Source organism: Chryseobacterium sp. GW823-FHT05E08 (assembly GCF_058795655.1).
In genome coordinates, this window is sequence record NZ_JBXAHY010000002.1 from 634,572 (window position 1) to 651,106 (window position 16,535).

At 34.6% G+C, this 16,535-nt stretch carries 16 protein-coding genes; 5 read left to right on the plus strand and 11 right to left on the minus strand.

What is annotated here, in order from left to right; translation table 11 throughout:
- Window positions 1–28 precede the first annotated feature (28 nt).
- Window positions 29–1,570, minus strand: coding sequence for a glycine--tRNA ligase (locus tag AC1Q7L_RS08880; protein ID WP_492305118.1), 1,542 nt, complete (start codon window positions 1,568–1,570; stop codon window positions 29–31).
- A 50-nt stretch (window positions 1,571–1,620) separates the two neighbouring features.
- Entirely contained in the window at window positions 1,621–1,821 is a 201-nt protein-coding gene (locus AC1Q7L_RS08885; RefSeq protein ID WP_492305119.1) for a hypothetical protein, read from the minus strand.
- A 223-nt stretch (window positions 1,822–2,044) separates the two neighbouring features.
- Between AC1Q7L_RS08885 and AC1Q7L_RS08890 the strand changes: the two genes are divergently transcribed.
- Both AC1Q7L_RS08890 and AC1Q7L_RS08895 read left to right on the plus strand, forming a co-directional pair.
- On the plus strand, window positions 2,045–2,740 hold the full coding sequence (locus AC1Q7L_RS08890) for a pseudouridine synthase (protein ID WP_492305120.1): 696 nt from the start codon (window positions 2,045–2,047) through the stop codon (window positions 2,738–2,740).
- Between the two features lie 402 nt (window positions 2,741–3,142).
- The gene (locus AC1Q7L_RS08895; protein WP_492305121.1) at window positions 3,143–4,180 is read left to right on the plus strand and encodes a quinone-dependent dihydroorotate dehydrogenase; all 1,038 of its coding nucleotides are present in this window, start codon (window positions 3,143–3,145) and stop codon (window positions 4,178–4,180) included.
- A 30-nt stretch (window positions 4,181–4,210) separates the two neighbouring features.
- On the opposite strand, the gene AC1Q7L_RS08900 is transcribed toward AC1Q7L_RS08895, so the two are convergent.
- Together AC1Q7L_RS08900 and AC1Q7L_RS08905 are read right to left on the minus strand one after the other, a co-directional pair.
- Entirely contained in the window at window positions 4,211–5,095 is an 885-nt protein-coding gene (locus AC1Q7L_RS08900) for a hypothetical protein (protein ID WP_492305122.1), read from the minus strand.
- Window positions 5,096–5,122: 27 nt separating this feature from the next.
- The gene (locus tag AC1Q7L_RS08905; RefSeq protein WP_492305123.1) at window positions 5,123–6,367 is read right to left on the minus strand and encodes a DUF445 domain-containing protein; all 1,245 of its coding nucleotides are present in this window, start codon (window positions 6,365–6,367) and stop codon (window positions 5,123–5,125) included.
- 277 nt (window positions 6,368–6,644) lie between these two features.
- Between AC1Q7L_RS08905 and msrB the strand changes: the two genes are divergently transcribed.
- The 3 genes from msrB (at window position 6,645) to AC1Q7L_RS08920 (ending at window position 8,356) form a co-directional block, all read left to right on the plus strand.
- Window positions 6,645–7,091: a peptide-methionine (R)-S-oxide reductase MsrB gene (gene msrB, locus AC1Q7L_RS08910; protein WP_492305124.1), complete on the plus strand. Its 447-nt coding sequence runs from the start codon at window positions 6,645–6,647 to the stop codon at window positions 7,089–7,091.
- A 127-nt stretch (window positions 7,092–7,218) separates the two neighbouring features.
- Window positions 7,219–7,974, plus strand: a complete 756-nt coding sequence (locus tag AC1Q7L_RS08915; RefSeq protein WP_492305125.1) for a murein L,D-transpeptidase catalytic domain family protein — start codon at window positions 7,219–7,221, stop codon at window positions 7,972–7,974.
- A 1-nt stretch (window position 7,975) separates the two neighbouring features.
- The gene (locus tag AC1Q7L_RS08920; RefSeq protein WP_492305126.1) at window positions 7,976–8,356 is read left to right on the plus strand and encodes a cupin domain-containing protein; all 381 of its coding nucleotides are present in this window, start codon (window positions 7,976–7,978) and stop codon (window positions 8,354–8,356) included.
- A gap of 175 nt (window positions 8,357–8,531) precedes the next feature.
- Here AC1Q7L_RS08920 and fabF read toward each other — a convergent pair whose 3' ends face one another.
- The 7 genes from fabF to AC1Q7L_RS08955 all read right to left on the minus strand — a co-directional run bounded on the left by fabF (window position 8,532) and on the right by AC1Q7L_RS08955 (window position 16,531).
- Window positions 8,532–9,776, minus strand: coding sequence for a beta-ketoacyl-ACP synthase II (fabF, locus tag AC1Q7L_RS08925; protein WP_066753626.1), 1,245 nt, complete (start codon window positions 9,774–9,776; stop codon window positions 8,532–8,534).
- Between the two features lies 1 nt (window position 9,777).
- Complete coding sequence (locus tag AC1Q7L_RS08930; protein ID WP_492305127.1) at window positions 9,778–10,203, minus strand: PaaI family thioesterase; 426 nt, start codon at window positions 10,201–10,203, stop codon at window positions 9,778–9,780.
- Between the two features lie 10 nt (window positions 10,204–10,213).
- Window positions 10,214–11,482, minus strand: a complete 1,269-nt coding sequence (locus AC1Q7L_RS08935; protein WP_492305128.1) for an acetyl-CoA C-acetyltransferase — start codon at window positions 11,480–11,482, stop codon at window positions 10,214–10,216.
- Window positions 11,483–11,492: 10 nt separating this feature from the next.
- The gene (locus AC1Q7L_RS08940) at window positions 11,493–12,098 is read right to left on the minus strand and encodes a TetR/AcrR family transcriptional regulator (protein ID WP_492305129.1); all 606 of its coding nucleotides are present in this window, start codon (window positions 12,096–12,098) and stop codon (window positions 11,493–11,495) included.
- 229 nt (window positions 12,099–12,327) lie between these two features.
- Window positions 12,328–12,744, minus strand: a complete 417-nt coding sequence (locus tag AC1Q7L_RS08945) for an OsmC family protein (RefSeq protein ID WP_492305130.1) — start codon at window positions 12,742–12,744, stop codon at window positions 12,328–12,330.
- A gap of 84 nt (window positions 12,745–12,828) precedes the next feature.
- Window positions 12,829–13,701 carry a helix-turn-helix domain-containing protein gene (locus AC1Q7L_RS08950; protein ID WP_492305131.1) on the minus strand — a complete coding sequence of 291 codons (873 nt, stop codon included), beginning with the start codon at window positions 13,699–13,701 and terminating at the stop codon, window positions 12,829–12,831.
- A 133-nt stretch (window positions 13,702–13,834) separates the two neighbouring features.
- Window positions 13,835–16,531, minus strand: coding sequence for a TonB-dependent receptor domain-containing protein (locus tag AC1Q7L_RS08955; protein ID WP_492305132.1), 2,697 nt, complete (start codon window positions 16,529–16,531; stop codon window positions 13,835–13,837).
- Window positions 16,532–16,535: the final 4 nt, after the last annotated feature.

A 16,535-nucleotide genomic window follows, 5' to 3' on the forward strand; every position in this document is an offset into this window, starting at 1 on the left:
AGCCCTGATTTCTCAAGGCTTTCATTGTCTATAGTTTAGAAAGTAAATTTCTGAAATTCGTTTTTTCGTCGATAATTCGTCTCAATTCTGAAACTGGAACTCTTTCCTGCTGCATGGTGTCTCTGTCTCTTATCGTTACCGTGTGGTCTGTCAAAGAATCGTGATCGATGGTGATACAATAAGGTGTTCCAACCGCATCTTGTCTTCTGTAACGTTTTCCGATCGCATCTTTTTCTTCGTAGAATAAGTTGAAATCGTATTTTAGATCGTTAAAGATATTTTCTGCGTATTCTGCTAAACCGTCCTTCTTCATTAATGGAAGAATAGCTGCTTTAATTGGTGCTAAAGCCGGAGGTAAAGATAAAACTGTTCTTTCTGAACCGTCTTCCAATACTTCGTCTCTTAGACAATGAGAGAAAATTGAAAGGAATAATCTATCTAAACCTACAGAAGTTTCTACAACATAAGGAACATAGTTTTCATTTCTTTCTGGATCGAAGAACTGAAGTTTTCTTCCTGAGAATTCTTCGTGAGCTTTTAAGTCAAAATCCGTTCTAGAGTGAATACCTTCCAATTCTTTAAATCCGAACGGGAAATTAAATTCAATATCAGCTGCAGCATTCGCATAATGCGCTAATTTCTCATGATCATGGAATCTGTAATTATCGTTTCCTAAACCTAAAGCTAAGTGCCAGTTAAGACGTTTTTGCTTCCATTGTTCATAGAATTCAAGCTCAGTTCCCGGAGCTACAAAAAATTGCATTTCCATTTGTTCGAATTCACGCATTCTGAAAATGAACTGTCTTGCAACGATCTCATTTCTAAATGCTTTTCCGATTTGTGCGATACCAAAAGGAAGTCTGTGACGTGAAGTTTTCTGTACATTCAAGAAATTAACGAAAATACCTTGAGCTGTTTCCGGTCTTAAATAAAGATCCATTGCAGAGTCTGCAGAAGCACCCAATTTAGTTCCAAACATCAGGTTGAATTGTCTTACTTCCGTCCAGTTTTTAGAACCAGTGTCAGGATCAGCAATTTCTAATTCTTCAATTAAAGATTTTACATCAGCCAGATCTTCATTTTCAAGAGATTTTGCTAATCTTGAAAGAATAGCCTCTCTTTTTGCTCTGTATTCTAAAATTTTAGGATTTGTCGCTTCAAATTGAGCTTTATCGAAAGAATCACCGAATCTTTTCGCTGCTTTTTCAATTTCTTTGTTCTCTTTATCTTCAATTTTCAAACAGTAATCTTCTACCAAAACGTCTGCTCTGAAACGTTTTTTAGAATCTTTATTGTCAATCAATGGATCGTTGAAAGCGTCTACGTGGCCCGATGCCTTCCAAGTTGTTGGGTGCATAAGGATTGCAGAATCAATACCCACAATATTTTCGTTAAGCTGTACCATCGCTTTCCACCAATATTGTTTGATGTTATTTTTTAATTCGGCTCCGTTCTGTCCATAATCATAAACAGCGGATAAACCGTCATAGATCTCACTTGAAGGGAAAATAAAACCATATTCTTTAGCGTGAGAAATCACTTTCTTGAAAACATCTTCTTGCTTTGCCATAATTTTTTTACGTCTGAAGCACAAAAATAATGTTTTTTATTGGGAAAATATTAATATCGGTAAGAACCTACATTGGAGACAGACATTAAAATGGATCCACCTAAACCGACAACCAATAAAATACCTGCAATAATCAACAATAATATTCTTATTGTTCGATGTTTTTTAGGATCTGTAGCAGCCAAGGTAAGAGCACCTGTAATAATAGAGATGATTATCAGTGATTTGAAAAAATTAAAATAGTCTACCATAATTTTTAGACTTTTCTGTTTCTACGAATTTAAAGAAATTTAACTGAGATTTTATCGGAAATACAAGAATTAAAATTTTTAGGAGCCGGGAACCTGCTTTCTCTACTCGCTTTTTTTTGAGTTTCAGCGCGGCGGCTCCGCCGCCGCGCTGAAACTCAAAAAATGAGCTCAAACATGCCGTTCAATCAGGGCTAAATCAGCCGAAAATTTCTACTTTTGCCTCATGTTAGAAATTCTTTATCGAGACGAACATCTTATTGCCATCAATAAGCCAAGCGGATTATTGGTTCATAAATCTTTTTATGCAGGAGAAGCCGATACCTACGCTATTCAGGAATTAAGAAACCAGATTGGACAAAAAGTTTATCCTGTGCATCGTCTTGACCGAAAAACTTCGGGTGTTTTGTTGTTCACTTTAGATAAAGAAACCTTGAGAACGATGAGCAATCAGTTTGCATCACGAGAAGTCGAAAAGAAATACATCGCAATTCTTCGGGGTTGGGCGAAAGAAGAAGAAACCATCGATTATGATTTAATTAATGAAAATGAAGTCAAGCAAAACGCAATTACCTATTATCATCGTTTACAGACTTCGGAAATAGATTTACCTTTTTTAAAACATCAGACTTCAAGATATTGTTTAGTTGAAGCCATTCCTAAAACGGGAAGATTTCATCAGTTGAGAAAACATTTTAAGCATATTTTACATCCTATTTTAGGCTGTCGAAAACACGGTTGCAATAAACAGAATAAATTGTGGCTTCAAACATTCGAAATCAACAAAATGACACTTCACGCCCATCAATTGATTTTCAATCATCCTATTTCTAACGAAAGAATTACGGTAAATGCCACTATAGATGATGAGTTCAAAAGAGTAGGAGATATTTTGAATTTTGATTTGAGTGCATATTCTTAAATTTTCACATTTTTATTACCATACATTTTGTCATCCTAAAAGATAGTATTAGAAAATCAGATGAGAAATTCGGGTCTAGATTTCTACGAAATGACAAACTTTGCGGTTATTTAAACGCAAAGATTTAATTATTCGAATTTTCGATTTTAAAAAAGCAAAGGCAAATAAATTTGCTACGCGAAGCCTAAACATATAGCTTCATCAAATCAACTTGTTGATCAATACTTTGCTCACTTAAATAATACGTTTGAATAATTAAATCTTTGCGTCAAAAAATTATCTCGCTGATTTTGCAGATATTTAAGTCTCATAGATTGTATTTATAAAACATTATTACATAAAATATCATACGTTAATCAACCATTAATTTTAAAATGAGTATTTTTGTAAAACTTTTTTTCAATGTACAAATCGCTTATTCGTCCGATCCTTTTCAAATTTGATCCTGAAGAAGTTCATCACTTTACTTTTTCGATGCTGAAGAGTTTTGGATTTCTTACCAAATTATTTTTCCCAAAACCTATTGAAGACAAACGTCTGGAAAGAGAAGTTTTCGGATTGAAATTTAAAAATCCTGTTGGATTGGCAGCTGGTTTCGATAAAAATGCAGTGTTGTTTAACGAACTGGGAGATTTAGGTTTCGGATTTGTAGAAATCGGAACGGTAACTCCAAGAGCACAAGCCGGAAATCCTAAGAAAAGATTATTTCGTCTGATAGAAGATGGCGGAATCATCAACAGAATGGGTTTCAACAACGACGGTTTGGAAGCAGCGATCGAAAAATTGAAAGGCAACAAAGGAAAAATCATCATCGGTGGAAACATCGGAAAAAATACAGATACAAGCCCGGAAAATTACACGCAGGATTATCTGGATTGTTTTGAAGGTCTTCATCCTCACGTAGATTATTTTGTACTGAATGTAAGCTGTCCAAATGTAGGAAGCCACGCAAAATTAGAAGATGTAGAATATTTACGAGAACTGATTACAGAAGTTAAAAAAATCAACCAATCAAAATCTGTACAGAAGCCAGTATTACTTAAAATTGCTCCGGATTTGAACAATCAGCAACTTGATGAAATTATAGAATTGATTGCAGAAACAAAAATCGACGGAATTGTAGTCTCCAACACATCAGTAAACAGAGAAGGATTGAAAACTTCGTCTGAGGTTTTGGAACAAATAGGAAATGGCGGTTTAAGCGGAAAACCTATTCGTGAGAGAAGCACAAAAATGATCAAATATCTTTCGGATAAAAGCAACAGAGCTTTCCCAATCATCGGAGTTGGTGGAATTCACTCTGCAAAAGATGCGATTGAAAAATTAAATGCAGGAGCGACTTTAATTCAGTTATACACCGGATTTATTTATGAAGGTCCGGAATTGATCAACGAAATCAACAAAGAAATTTTAAAAAGAGCAAGCAGATTGCCAAGATAAATTAAAAGAGAGTTTTTAAAGCTCTCTTTTTTATTTTGACTTTCTAACAGACGAATTTTTTACATCAACCGTAAAAGTATAAGCTGGTGTAGATTCTGTTTTGTTTACTTTAAAAGTTAACATTTTTCTGTCTTTGGATTTTGTTTCTTTCGTATCGTAAATATTTTCAAGACAGCTTTCTGTGAGAAATTCTTCATAGTTCTTGTAATTCCAGTCTTTTGTGAAGTATAAAACTCGGTAACCTTTTTCGCCCTCACTTGCCCCGCATCTTCCACATGCATTGAAATTTGATGATTCTTCAAAATATAATAAAACACGATTTCCATTTTCTCCCGAAGCGTAAGAAATTAATTGATTTCCGCCATGTTTATTAATAAAATCAAAGGTGTTGATCCTTTTATTGTTGGGCAAAATCAGGTAATTATTATAACGGTAAATCATATCATTGCCGGTGAATAATTTCGCGGGCTGAGTTTTTTCATTCAAATAAAAATTACCTAAAATAGGATTTTCTTTGTCGTTTTGCTCAAAAATAATAGATTCTTTAGGATGCAAAGTTTCTGCGATTTCTGCAGTTTTCTCAACTTTTTGGGGTGAAGTAATTTGATCTCTGAAACTTTTAGAATTCTGCTTTTGCTTGGCTCCAAAATTATACAAAGACAATTTTCCATAATCGTAAATGCCTGTTAACGGAATTTTCTTCTGATATTTATCGTAATAATACCATCCGTCCACAAAATATTGATAGAGACTACAATCGGCAATTCCTGCATAATAAAGTTGCATAGTGACAGGAACTCCTGCAATTTCTCCTTTGAAAATCTGAGATGAATCCGTTACTTTCTTTAATTCAACTTTCTGACAAAGGAAAAAGGTTAAGCTTAAAGAAAATAATAGCATTAAAAGTTTTTTCATGGTTTGGTTATAGTTAGTTTAATTTTTTCAGAGGAAGAAATGAGAGATTGTATAGATAATTAAACCAACCAATCCGCCCACTAAAGTTCCGTTGACACGAATAAATTGGAGATCTTTTCCGACTTCTAATTCTAGTTTTTCGCTTAATTCTTTGCCTTTCCAATTGCCAACGGTTGAACTGATGAGGTTTCCGAACTGGTGGGTGTTTTTAAGGATGTATTTGTAAGCAGTGACACGAACCCAATGATCAATTTTATTTTGAAGTTTTTCGTCAGTTTTAAGATTTTGCGAAAATTCATTCAGGTTTTTAGAAAGATAATTTTTTAATGAAGATTCATCATCCTGAAGTTCTTTCATCAACGTTTTTTTAATGGAGAACCATATGTCGTTAGAATATTCGTCCAGTTTATCATTTTTAAGAAAATTATTTTTAATGTCTTTAAATTCATCTTCCCATTTTGGATCTTCTTTTAAATCAGTTGAAAATTCGTAGATTTTTTTTGTGATCAAAGTTCTGATATCATGTTCAGGATCTTCTTCTACTTCTTTGAAAAAATCAGCAAGCCCGCTGGCAATCTTATCTGCAATTTTATTGTCAACAAAAGACGGAATAAAAGAATAACTTCCCTCTTTTACGCGTTTTTGTATCATTTCATCATTTTCTATGATATAGTCTTTGATCTGTTTAGAGAGATTGGTGATAATTCTCTGATGATCGTTTTTGTCTAAAAGATAATTAATTCCGTTTCCGATGATCTTGTTCAATTTAATATCATCCGTCATTTCCGAAACCTTTTTACTAATGAAACTGCTTACCGTAGAATCATCCAGCTTATTCAGAATATCCAACACAATATCGGAAAGGTTTTTAATTAAAACTTCCTGATTTTTCTCTTTAGTAAGCCATTCTCCAACAAAATTTGAAACCTTAAGTTTCTGAATATAAGGCCGGATATTTTGAGGGGAAAGAAAATTAGATACGACAAAGCTTCCCAAGTTATCTCCAAGCCTTTCTTTGCTATTTTCAATTAAATTGGTGTGTGGAATCGGCAAACCAAGAGGATGGCGGAATAAGGCGGTAACCGCAAACCAGTCTGCCAACGCCCCGACCATTGCCGCCTCAGAAAAAGCACGAACATAGCCAATCCAATGTGAATCATTTGATTTTTGGAGAATCGTGGTAATAATAAAGACAATGGCCATCAACACAAAGAGTCCCGTGGCAAATGCTTTATATTTTCTTAACTGTTTTCTTTTCGCTTCATCATTCATATTCTCAAATTTACTAAATTTGGTTGTGAATTTTAGTATTTAATCTAACCACAAAAGTCACAAAAGAATTAAGCACTTAAGTTATTTGAAGTTAAAATTTTATTACAAAGAAGAACACATTAGTTTTTGAAAATCTTTGATTTTCTTCTTATGTGAACTTTTTATTTTCAAGTAGCAAGCTTTAAACTAAAGTGTTCTAAAGTGTTAAAAAAAGATTTTGTGTCTTTTGTGGTTTAATTTTTAAGCTTAATTTCAAATAAATATTTAAAACAACTCTATGGAAAATACAGAAGCAAAAAACAATCCATATTACTCAAGAACAGACACTACTAAACTTGATATTTCCAATGACGAATGGAAAAAAATCTTAGCACCCGACTTATATGCCATCGCAAGAGAAGCAGCAACAGAAAGAGCTTTCACTGGAAAATATAATGAATTTGACGAAATCGGGGATTATTATTGTGCGGTTTGTGGAAATCATTTATTCCGTTCTACTTCAAAATTTTCGAGCAGTTGCGGATGGCCAAGTTTCTTTGAAGCAGATAAAGAAGGTGTATATTATAAAAAAGACAATGCCTACGGGATGGAAAGAGTAGAGGTGCTTTGCAAGAGATGTGACTCGCATTTGGGGCACGTCTTTGATGACGGTCCGAAGCCTACAGGACTGCGCTATTGCATGAATTCCGTAAGCTTGGAATTTGTTCCGGATTCGCAAAAATAAGCCTTTTAATTCACAGAATCAGGAAGTTAAAGTTTCTTAAATTGAGTTAAACTTCTTTCATTTTTAACTGCTTGGTAATTATGTTTTTATAAATTTGCCTACTAATTTGGATTTAACATAATATTGAATGAAAGGATTTTATAGCGTATTAGGTATTGTTTACATGGTTACGACTTCATTTTATCTGTCTCCAAAAGAAGCGGTAGTAAAGAATGAAATCAGTACAAAAATTGAAAGATTAAACGACACTAAAACTGAAAAAATCACTACAGTATCTTCATCAGAAGCATTGTACAAATCAATTACATTTGAAGCAGGGCACGAACTTAACGAAGAAGTTTTCTTTAAAGCTTTAACAGGTTTTGAGAATTTAAAGAAAGCTGGTTTGCTTAATCAGGATGCTCACTTATTAACGGTATGCGATTTTTCAATGTCTTCTAACACGAAAAGACTTTGGGTGATAGACACAGAAGAAAAGAAAGTATTATTCAACTCATTGGTAGCGCACGGAAAGAATACGGGTGAAGAATTTGCCACTAACTTTTCGAATACCAACAGTTCGCTTCAAAGCAGCTTAGGATTTTATATCACAGATGCTACTTATAACGGCGACAACGGGTATTCTTTAAGATTGTTGGGAATGGATAAAGGTTTTAATGATGCAGCTTACAAAAGAGCCATTGTAATGCACGGAGCTGATTATGTGAGTGACGATTTTGCCGCAGTGCATAAGAGGATCGGAAGAAGCTGGGGATGTCCCGCTGTTCCAAGAGATCTTACACAACCAATCATTAATACAATAAAAGGAAGAAATTGCCTTTTCATTTATTATCCCGATCAGAATTATCTTTCAAAATCGGAATGGTTAAAAACATCAGTTTAAGATGATTGACGCCTCAGAATTTATTTTTGCAGTAAGATTAATGAATAATCCTGATGGGACAAGTACGTTTGAAAATGGGAAAATTCCTGTTTTAAAACCGATGAATACCACTGCTTTTTGGATCAGCAATAAAACTGAAGAATGGGAAAAGGCAGATCATCCTGCTCCAAGAAGGCAATATGTAGTGACTTTGAAAGGAAAGGTCAGGTTTAAGGTAAGCGATGGTTCAACATTTCTTATTGAGCCTGGATTTATTCTTTTAGCGGAAGATGTTGAAGGAGAAGGACATAGTTGGGAAATAGAAGAAGGAGAGAAATGGGAAAGACTATATATTCCAATTGCTGAAAATGCTGAAAGTTTTTTTATTCCAGATCCGAAGTAGAGGATTATTCCAGATTTAATTTTATCTGAATTAATAGTATTATGCAAAAAGCAGTCAAAATTTGACTGCTTTTTTATTTTAACTAAAATAAGATTGTTCATTAAAATTTTCCAATACGTTTGTCATTCTGACGAAGGAAGAATCTAAACCATTATATTTAATCTGCGAAAGAATTTTACGAAGTAAACTTCTTAAAAACCAAAGTCGCATTATGTCCTCCGAAACCGAAAGCATTGCTTAAAGCAAAAGTAATATCCTTTTCTTTAGCTTCACCAAAAATAATATTCACGTCTTTCGGAATATTCTCATCAATATTATGAAGATTGATCGTTGGTGGAATAATTCCATGTTGGATCGCTTTTATGGAGAGAATAGCTTCCGCTGCTCCGGCTGCACCCAACAAGTGACCGGTCATTGATTTGGTAGCACTAATGTCAAGGTTTTTGCTTCCTTTGAATAATTTATTAATTCCTTTTAATTCAACCAAATCTCCCATTGGAGTAGAAGTTGCGTGAGGATTTAAATAGTCAATGTCTTCTATATTCGCTCCTGCTTCATTTAGTGCTAACTGCATTGCTTTAATGGCTCCAACACCATCTGGATGAGGTGCTGTCATGTGATAAGCGTCGGCTGTCATGGCTGCACCAACTAATTCTGCATAGATTTTTGCACCTCTTGCTTTGGCGTGCTCATATTCTTCAAGAATCAAAGCTCCGGCACCTTCACCCATTACGAAACCATCTCTGTTGGCGTCATAAGGACGACTTGCTGTTGCAAAATCATCATTTCTGGTAGACATTGCTTTCATGATAGAAAAACCACCTACAGAAGCGGGAGTAATAGCTGCTTCAGAACCTCCACTAACGATTACTTTCGCCTTTCCTAATCTGATATAATTGAAAGCATCCATTATTGCTGTATTCCCTGTAGCACAAGCTGAAATAGTGGTATAATTAATTCCTTGAAGGCCAAATTTCATAGAGATCATTCCTGACGCCATGTTAGCAATAAATTTCGGAACGAAGAACGGATTAAACCTTGGTGTTCCGTCTCCTTTGGTGAATTCCATTACTTCACTTTCGAAAGTCCACATTCCGCCTTGTCCGGTTCCCCAGATTACGCCGGTATCGAATGGGTCCATATTTTCCAGTTCAAGCCCTGAATCTTTAAGCGCTTCTGCACTGGAATACATTGCATATTGTGAAAATAAATCACTTCTTTTAATTTCCTGATGAGTTAAATGTGCTTTTGGATCAAAATTTTTAACCTCACAAGCAACATGTACTTTAAATTTTTCGGTATCGAAATGGGTAATTAAGTTGGCCCCACTGACACCATTAATACTGTTTTGCCAAAAATCTTCGACATTATTCCCCAAAGGTGTAACTGCACCTAGTCCTGTAATGACAACTCTTTTCATATTAGTTATTGATTTTAAATAGATTAGAGGTTCCCCTTGCAATTAAACGCGTTTTGTCTGCGTTCCATATTTCGCATTGAGCGTTCACAAATTGCTTACCTCTTTTAATGATTTTCGTTTCGGCTACAATATTATCATTTTCTTTTGCTGTGGAGAAATAATCTATGACATTATTGATGGTTGTTATGAAAGAATTTTCATTTAGGGAGAACATTGTCGCTCCGATGATGTCATCAACAATGGCTGCGGTCACTCCGCCATGGAGATTTCCTATTGGATTGAGCCATTCTGCTCTTACTTTATATTGAAACTCCAAATGTCCTTCTTCTACAGAAAGTACAATGGGATTGAGCCATTTCATAAAAGGAGAAGGAGATTGAGTAAATTCTTTTCCGATGAATTGTTTTAATTGTTCTAATCTGTCCATTTTTCAATTTTTATTTTTCTAAAATCATCGTTACGCCTTGTCCACGGGCGGCGCAGATGGAAATAAATCCTTTTCCGCTTCCTTTTTCGTGTAAAATTTTAGCTAAAGTTCCGATAATTCTTCCGCCGGTTGCGGCAAAAGGATGTGCTACTGCGAGACTTCCTCCTTTTACATTTAATTTATTTCGATCGATTTTTCCTAGTGCTTTTTCCAATCCGAATTTTTTAGCCAAATCATCATTTTCCCAAATTTTTAATGTTGCTAAAACCTGTGCTGCAAAAGCTTCGTGGATTTCATAATAATCAAAATCTTCCAAGCTCATTCCTGCTTTTTTCAGCATTCTGTCTGCTGCAAAAACGGGAGCGAGTAATAAGTTCTGTTTATTTTCAACATATTCAATTCCGGCAATTTCTGAAAATGTGATGTAAGCTAAAATTGGTAAATTATTGGCTTTCGCCCATTCTTCACTAGCCAATAAAATGGCAGAAGCTCCATCTGTGAATGGAGTTGAGTTTCCGGCTGTCAAGGTTCCGTTTTGTTTATCGAAAGCGGGTTTTAATGAAGCTAATTTTTCTAAGCTTGTATCACGACGAAGATTATTGTCTTTATCTAAACCAAAAGCTGGAGTAATCATATCATCAAAAAATCCTTCATCATACGCTTTCGCCATATTTTGATGACTTTTGAAAGCTAATTCATCTTGATCTTCACGAGAAATCTGATAATATTTTGCAGTAATTTCTGTGTGACCGCCCATTACCAAACCTGTTTTCGGTTCCTGACCTTTGTAAGGAATTGGCATCCAGTCTTTCAGTTTTGGACTTAACAATTGTTTTAATTTTCCAAAAGCAGATTTTTCTTTGTTGGCTTTTAATAAAGCTTTTCTTAATTTTGGTGAAGATTCAAACGGGATGTTGCTCATGGCTTCAACACCGCAGGCAATTCCGCTTTCGATTTGGCCTAAAGCAATCTTATTTCCGATATATACTGCTGATTCAATTCCTGTGTCACACGCTTGTTGAAGGTCGCACGCTGGAGTTGCAGGATCAAGAGAAGTATTCATTACTGTTTCTCTGATGAGGTTGCTTTCAGAAATATGCTTGATCGTCGCACCTCCGGCAACTTCGCCAAGAAGTTTTCCTTTAAGGTTGTAACGATTGATCAAACCATCCAGAGCGGAAAGCAGTAAATCCTGATTTCCTTTGTCTGCGTAGGCGGTATTCATTCTGGCAAAAGGGATTCTGTTGTATCCTACGATTGCTACTTTTTTTGTTTCCATATTGTGAAGTTTATGATGGAAGGTGTTTTAATTCTTTATCAATAATTAATAATATTCTGTCTAAAGCGAGGTTGAGATATTTTTCGTCACCTGTTGTTTTGGAAAGCAAAATTCCGCCCTCAACGAGCATAATAAATAACGATCCGAATTCATCAGCATTGATATTTTCATGAATTTCACCATTTTTCTGACCTTGAATAATGACTTCTGATATATTTTTTATCCAGCCTTCGAAAGATTTTGTGACCTGTTTTTTCAACGTAGGAAATTTGTCGTCGGCTTCGGTTGCAGCATTCATCAATGGACAACCTCCGGTTTCGAAAACCATTTTCCAGCTTTTACGGTAAAAATTAACAAAAGCATTTAGTTTATCAATAGTTGTCGGAAATTCATCACCAAGCGATCGCGACATACTTTTACCCAATAAACCTGAGTTGTATTTGTAGACCGCAAGCGCAACTTCATCCTTATTCTCGAAATTGCCATAAATGCTTCCTTTTGTTAAGCCCGTTGCTTCCGTAATATCTGAAAGCGACGTAGAAGTATAGCCTTTGGTATTAAACAAAGAGGCCGTTTTTTCAATAATAAATTGTTTTGTCTTTTCTGCTTTTGACATTTCTTTCAATGAAAATATAGTACAAAGATACAAAAATATACCAATCGGTATATTTTATTTTAAAATTAAATCTGAGTTTATTTAAAAGCTCAGATTTAGTTTTTTAAACCATTAAGATTTTCTTTAAGGAGTTAAGATTATTAAGAATTTGCAAGCGAATTTAAAGTTTATCTCTTTCCTTAATTTCACTTAACTCCTTAAAGAAAATCTTAATGGTTCAATTTTTTAGTTAAGCTAAAGTAGCATTCAAAGTAATCTCAAAATTGAAAGCTGCACTTACAGGACATCCTTCTTCTGCAATTTTAGCATATTTTTGAAAATCTTCTTCTGAAAGTCCCGGAACTTTTGCAGTTAAAGTCAATTCTGATTTTGTAATTTTTCCGATGTTTGGATCTAAAGTAATTACAGATTTTGTAACTAATTCTTCTGGAGTAAAACCAGCTTGAGAAAGTTCTGCACTTAATTTCATTGTAAAGCATCCTGCGTGAGCTGCTGCCAATAATTCTTCTGGATTTGTTCCTACTCCGTCAGCAAAACGGCTGTTGAAAGAATATTGAGTTTCGTTCAAAGTTGTGCTTTGAGTAGTGATGTGTCCGTTACCTTCTTTAATGTTACCGTTCCAAACGGCTGTTGCGTTACGTTTCATAATGTTTTGTTTTATTTAATGTTGTTTGTTTTTGATGATACAAAGATATGTCAGATGTTTGTCCAAATAAATAGATAAAAAGAACTAAATATTGTACTTTTTTCCCGAAGTGTAATTTTTCTTGAAATTTACAGGGGTATTTCCAATTTTATTGGTGAAAAGTCGGTTGAAATAGGCCGGATCTTCATAGCCTAAATCATATGCAATTTCTTTAACAGGTTTATCAGTGTAAAATAACAATCTTTTGGCCTCCAATAAAATTCGATTGATGATAAACTGATTGGGCGAATCTAGGTTTAAGTTTTTAAATTTATGGGTTAAAGTTTTCGGTGCTAAGTGTAGCAAGTCTGCATAATCAGCCACATTGTGCTTTTCTCTGAAATGGATTTCCAGATGTCTGCTGAAATCTCTGAAAACATCCAATTCATTGCTTGGAATTTTTACCGTATCGTTGTCCAGATTTTGCTTTTTCCATTTTCTGGTAGCGCGGATGATGATCTGTTTTAAATATGTTCTTATCATTTCTTCGCTGGAAGATTCTTTCCATTCGAGTTCTTCGTTGATATTTTGAAATAAGTTTTTAATAATAATTGTTTCAGAATCATCAAGATCAACTTTTGGAATTTCAAAAATATTATGAAAAAGCAGGCCGTCACAAGCTACCTCTTTATCATGAATTTGAATACAATAAAAATCTCGGTTGTAATAGAGAAGTGAGGCGGCTTCAGAATCTCCATTTTTAATGTCTAAATATTGATAGGTAAGAAAAAATAGAGTAGGAGCTTCTGTTTTATAATGATTGAAATCTATGGTCAGTTCATAACCTGCAGGAACTAAAAGTATTTTGATATAAGGTTGAGACTTTATTTTGTTGATGGTTTCAAGGTTTTCATTAGAAAATACACTGAGCCCGAATTTTTTATAATTGTCTTCAAAAACAAGATCCTGTAATCCCATACTTTTACTTTAGTTTAAAGATACAAAAAAGCATGATTTCAAGATATTAAATTATTGAAATCATGCTTATATATTTTAATTTGAATGAGTTTTGTTACTTCACTCAAACTCTATAATTCTCAAACTCTCAAACCTAGAAAGTTACATCCAGTCCAACATAGAAATTAGCCTTCATAATCGGAGCATAAACCATTCCACCATCAAAGTAATTTCCGAAAGGATTCTTGAAATCTACAATCGCATTTTTCTGGTAATAAGAAGTTAGATTCTCTCCCCCAACATAAGCTCTGATCTTTTTGTTGAAATTTCTTGAAACTTGAGCATTCAACACCGCATAAGATTCTGAATAGGTTGGCAATTGAAATTCTTCGGGATTGCTTGATGTATTGGGAAGTCTTTGCTTTCCTACCCAGTTTAAAGTGGTGTCAAAACTCCAAAATGCGCCATTATTATTTTTGTTGGTTGCATAAGCCAAATTCACAAAACCTCTGTGTTTTGCCATGAAAGGAATTTCTCTTCTTCCATCCAAATAATCAGCTTGTACATCATAATATTTATACGCCAATCTTACATCAAAATTCTTGAAAGGGGTAAAATCCCATTGCGTTTGAAAAGAGTTCGCGAAAGATTTACCGTCTAAGTTATAGAAAGTTAACTGCTGAGGTGAACGGTCTAGATCTACCAAAACCTGGTTCTGGAAATCTGTTCTGAAAAAATCAGCAATAATCGAAGATTTTCTTCCAAATAATTTGAATTCCTGTTGCAAACTTATCCCGTAATTCCAAGCGATTTCCGGCTTTAAATCATAAATATCTCCATTATTTTGCAAGATTTGAATATTTCTGTTAGATGCAAAATACTGTTGATTTTCAGCAAAAACATTCGCCGTTCTAAAGCCTCTTCCCGCAGAAAGTCTTACAATAGTTTGTGGAGTGAAATCATATTTAAAATTCAATCTCGGGGTAAACTGAGTTCCTGCCAAATTGTGAAAATCTGCTCTTGCTCCGGCAACTAAAGTATATTTTAAGCCTATTAAAGTATATTCTGCAAAAATTCCTGGAACGATTTCTTTTCTTTTGAAATTATCTGTCAAATACGTTTCATCATAACCATCGTACATAAAACTTGCACCTGCTTTATATTTGTGATTGGTATTTCCTAAAATACTTTCAAAAATTAAATTAGAGTAGTACGTCTGCTGCTTCCCCGAATAATTTCTAAGACCGAAAAAACTATCCTGCTGATGATAAACATATTGGTTCATCCAGCCTAAACTTTGGTAAGGTTTTCCTTTAAAAACGTATCCTGTTTTATTCCAAACCTGGAATCTTGAGATGTCAATTCCAACGCCGTAAGCAGTTTGTTTGTCCTGAGCCAATTGTTTGTTGAAATCAGTTTGTCCTGCCGTTCTCTCGTCTTTGATGAAATTAATTCCAAAATGCGAACCGAAACCTGACTTCTCTAAATCATTATAATTCAATAAATAAGCTGCATTAATCTGAGTTCCTTTTGGACGGTCAAGAAAACCATCATCATTCATATCGGTATTACCGAAAGTTCCGTTTCCGTGAAGTAAAAATGTTTGAGACCATTTTTCATTGATCTTAGAAACGTTGGTAACATTAGCTTCGGCTCTTCCATTAAAGTCAGAAAAAAGATTTAATGAAGTTTCAGGTTCTTTAGCGTTTTTTAAAAGCTCTGTATTGATCTGTCCTGTGATACTTTCGTATCCGTTGGTAACGGTGCTTCCTCCTTTGGTTAACTGGATGCTTTCGATCCATCTTCCGGGAATGAAACTTAATCCATACGCAGAAGCCAAACCTCTGATCTCAGGAAGTAATTCTTTAGTTAAGCTTGTGTATTTTTGATCTAAGCCTAACATTTTCAATTGTTTGGTTCCTGTAACTGCATTGCTGAAAGAAACATCAACCGTCGCATTGGTCTCAAAACTTTCGGATAAATTACAACAAGCTGCTTTTAATAATTCTTTTTTATCGATATTAAAAACCAAACCTGCTTCTTTTTTGCTTAAAGAAGTTGCGGCTTTTCCACCTGTTACAACTACGCCTTCAATGTGTTTTTCATGATTGTCGTGACTTTCATGGTTTTCGTTTGAAGCGTTTTGGTCAGTGTGTTCTGAATGTTCAGATGTTGTACTCTCCTCATAATGTACATTAGGATTCTTTTCTCCTAACGCGATTTCTCTGTCGTACAAACAACATGATGGCAGATTTTTATAAGTGCTGTCGCTGGATTTGTACTTTTCATTATCATGACCAACGTCTGCAATTTTCTTTAAAATTTTATCGGCTGAGGTTTTTGATGAATCAAAATCTAATGTAACGGTTTGCTTTTCTGCGTTCCAGTCTACGGAATTTGCACCTGCATCTTTGGCTGCTTTTTCAATTCTTGCTTTACAAGATGCGCAGTTTCCTTTTACATAAAATTCATTCTCTTTTTTGGAATGATGTTCGTGATTTTCTGCAATTTTAGGTTGTAAATCTCTTTCGTAATGACAACATCCGGGAAGACTTTCATAAGTCTCATTTGATGCTTTGAATTTTTCATTGTCATGTCCGGCTTCTGCAACTTTATTTAAAATCTCTTCAGTTGAAATGTTACTGTTAGTTTCTAAGGTTAAGGTTTGAGAATCAATAGAATATCGGGCTTCTTTTGCGCCTGCCTTTTTAGCCGTTGTTTCAATTCTTTCCTTACACATTTCGCAGTTTCCTTTAACTTTAAACTGACTTTTAGAAAGATTTTGAGCAAAAATAATTTGGGTAAATAGTAAGAATGCACCAAGAATGACCTTGGAAATATATAATTTCATTTGT